A 3,039-nucleotide genomic window follows, 5' to 3' on the forward strand; every position below is an offset into this window, starting at 1 on the left:
GCTAAATCAAGAACCTCCAAAAAATATAACTTGACTACTTGCCCACTGCTCTTGTAGCTTTTAGAGCATATATTAAAGACCTATCGGTACGACTATTATGTGTGGAATCGTTGGCTATATTGGCACTCAAGCAGCTACACAAATTTTACTTTCTGGATTAGAAAAATTAGAGTATCGAGGCTACGATTCTGCCGGAATCGCTACGGTTTTAGAAGGAGAATTGCATTGCGTCCGCGCCAAAGGTAAGTTATACAACTTACGGGACAAATTAGAAACTATCGTAAACCCGGCAAAAATTGGCATTGGACATACTCGTTGGGCAACTCATGGTAAACCGGAAGAATACAACGCCCATCCGCACATGGATACCAAAAAGCGCGTCGCGGTGGTACAAAATGGCATTATTGAAAATTACCGCGAGTTGCGCGAAGAATTAAAGCAACTAGGGCATGAATTTCGCTCTGAGACCGATACCGAAGTTATTCCCCATCTCATCGCCCAGTATTTGCAAGCAGATAATTCATTTTTAGAGGCGGTGCGGCAAACGGTAAATAGACTTAAAGGGGCTTTTGCGATCGCAGTTATTAATGCTGATTACCCCGATGAATTAGTTGTTGTTCGCCAACAAGCACCTTTAGTAATTGGTTTTGGTCAAGGGGAGTTCTTTTGTGCATCTGATACGCCAGCGATCGCTTCCTACACCCGTGCAGTGCTACCTTTGGAAAATGGCGAAATTGCCCGCCTCACACCTTTGGGCGTTGAGATTTACAATTTTGCTGGCGACAGGTTGAAAAAACAACCCAGGTTGCTCAACTTCAATCCTGCAATGGTAGAAAAGCAGGGATTCAAACACTTCATGCTCAAGGAAATCCATGAGCAACCGGGAGTTGTAAGAGCTAGTTTAGAAGCATACTTTAGTAATCTTGGAGAACCTACAGAATCGCCAATCAATCTTGGTTTACCTGAAGAGTTTTACACTGATTTAGAACAAATTCAGATCGTCGCCTGTGGTACAAGTTGGCACGCAGCATTAATCGGAAAATATTTAATCGAACAACTAGCAGGAATTTCCACTCAGGTACATTACGCTTCTGAGTATCGCTATGCACCCTCGCCCTTGACACCCAACACTTTGATTGTTGGTGTTACCCAATCAGGTGAAACAGCTGATACCCTAGCAGCTTTGACGATGGAAAAAGAACGTCGCCAGGGGAAAGAACCCAAATATCAAGCGCGACTGCTAGGGATTACCAATCGCCCAGAAAGCAGCCTTGGTTATCTGGTGCCGCATATCATCAGTACCCTGGCGGGAATTGAAATTGGGGTAGCGGCGACGAAAACTTTTACTGCTCAACTGATGGCGTTTTATGCTTTGGCATTGGATTTAGCAGCTCGTCGTCAGACAGTTTCAAAAGAGACATTAGAAAATATTATTAACGGGTTGCGGCAGATTCCCAAACAAATTGAGACAACTTTGGAAAGTCAGGAACGTTTAACCGAACAGCTAGCCCACGAATTCGCCGAAACCCAAGATTTCATTTTTATCGGAAGGGGAATTAACTTTCCGATTGCTTTAGAAGGGGCGTTGAAATTAAAAGAAATCAGCTACATTCACGCCGAAGGGTATCCGGCTGGAGAGATGAAACATGGCCCGATCGCACTTTTAGATGCGAAAGTACCAGTAGTTGCGATCGCAATACCTGGTAGTGTTTACGAAAAAGTGATTTCCAATGCCCAAGAAGCTAAAGCTAGAGATTCTCGGTTAATTGGCGTGACTCCCGTCAACGATGGCGAAGCTGCGGAAATCTTTAACGATCTTCTTCCCGTGTCCCATGTCGAAGAGTTACTTTCTCCTATCCTGACAGTAGTTCCTTTGCAATTATTGGCTTATCATATTGCCGCCCGTCGTGGTTTAGATGTCGATCAGCCAAGGACTTTGGCCAAGTCTGTAACAGTGGAATAGTTTATTGATAGAATGTTAAACCTCAAGTTTCACACATTTAAAAAAGTCAAGGTTTTAACCGTCTAGAGTATAACAAATGAAAAAGTTATACAATTTATCCTGTGGGTGCATATGTAAGCATCTACAGGAGGTTTTATGGCTAGAAGCAAGATTGGACACAAGCCAAGTTTGAGCGTTACTTTAAAGAAGTCCGTGGGCATGGTAGTGGGAAAAACTATCAACCTTGGATAAAGATAATTCAATTGTCTGAATGTTTTATTATGATTTGCAAATAAATCCGATATGAATATATTTAGCTAACTTGGTGCGTTACGGCTTTAGCCTAACGCACCAAGTTAAATTGAGCATGGTACATGAGAAATACTAAACAATAATTATCAATGCCCAATGCTCCCAACGATCGCTAATCAGATTTTCTGATATTTACTGATTTATTTTCATTCGGTACGACTAGCACTTTATTAACGCGATTATTCAGCGATGGAGTACGGTATTGGAGCGTCAGGGAGGCTATTGAATCCTTTGCCCTAGCTCCGGCGACTAATGAAGTGCCACAGGTTAGCTTAGAGTTGGCGGTAGCGTAAAATTAAAGAAATCTGAACAGTGGACAGGACAAATTAGAAAAACTGTCCACTTACTGATTTGAAAACGAAATCCTTTATTTAAAGATAAAGATAGAACCAAATCTGAAATTTTTGCGCGCTCAAACATTCTGTCGGCATCAGTTCAAAACTTGAAGAGATAATACGATGTTTCAAGCTTTACCAGAACCAGTTACTTTTGAAGAATTTCTAGAGTGGAAACCAGAAAATGGCAGATATGAATTATATAAAGGAGCGATAGTAGAAATGCAACCAACAGGAGAACATGAGCTAGTTAGAGCATTTTTGATTAGAGAACTCAATTTTGAGATTCGCAGGTTTAATCTGCGATTAACTATTCCTGGTCAAGTATTAGTCAAATCAGTTGATAAGAAATCTGGTTATATTCCAGATGTATTAGTATTGAATCTTCCTAACTTGGTCAATGAACCACTCTGGAAAAAAGCATCAACAGTTACTCAAGCAGAATCAATT

At 41.3% G+C, this 3,039-nt stretch carries 2 protein-coding genes; both read left to right on the forward strand.

The genetic code is table 11. The features are described from left to right. Nucleotides 1-97 precede the first annotated feature (97 nt). Nucleotides 98-1,963, forward strand: a complete 1,866-nt coding sequence (glmS, locus tag ACEW80_RS06970) for a glutamine--fructose-6-phosphate transaminase (isomerizing) (RefSeq protein WP_373525898.1) — start codon at nt 98-100, stop codon at nt 1,961-1,963. A 749-nt stretch (nt 1,964-2,712) separates the two neighbouring features. After that, on the forward strand, nt 2,713-3,039 hold a 327-nt coding region (locus tag ACEW80_RS06975; RefSeq protein ID WP_373525899.1), incomplete at its 3' end, for a Uma2 family endonuclease.

The organism is Nostoc sp., assembly GCF_041747015.1.
Classification (GTDB): Bacteria; Cyanobacteriota; Cyanobacteriia; order Cyanobacteriales; family Nostocaceae; genus Nostoc.

What these genes read in the sequence shown, in the direction of transcription:
- glmS (WP_373525898.1), top strand. Translation starts at nt 98, where the DNA reads ATGTGTGGAATCGTTGGCTATATTGGCACTCAAGCAGCTACACAAATT.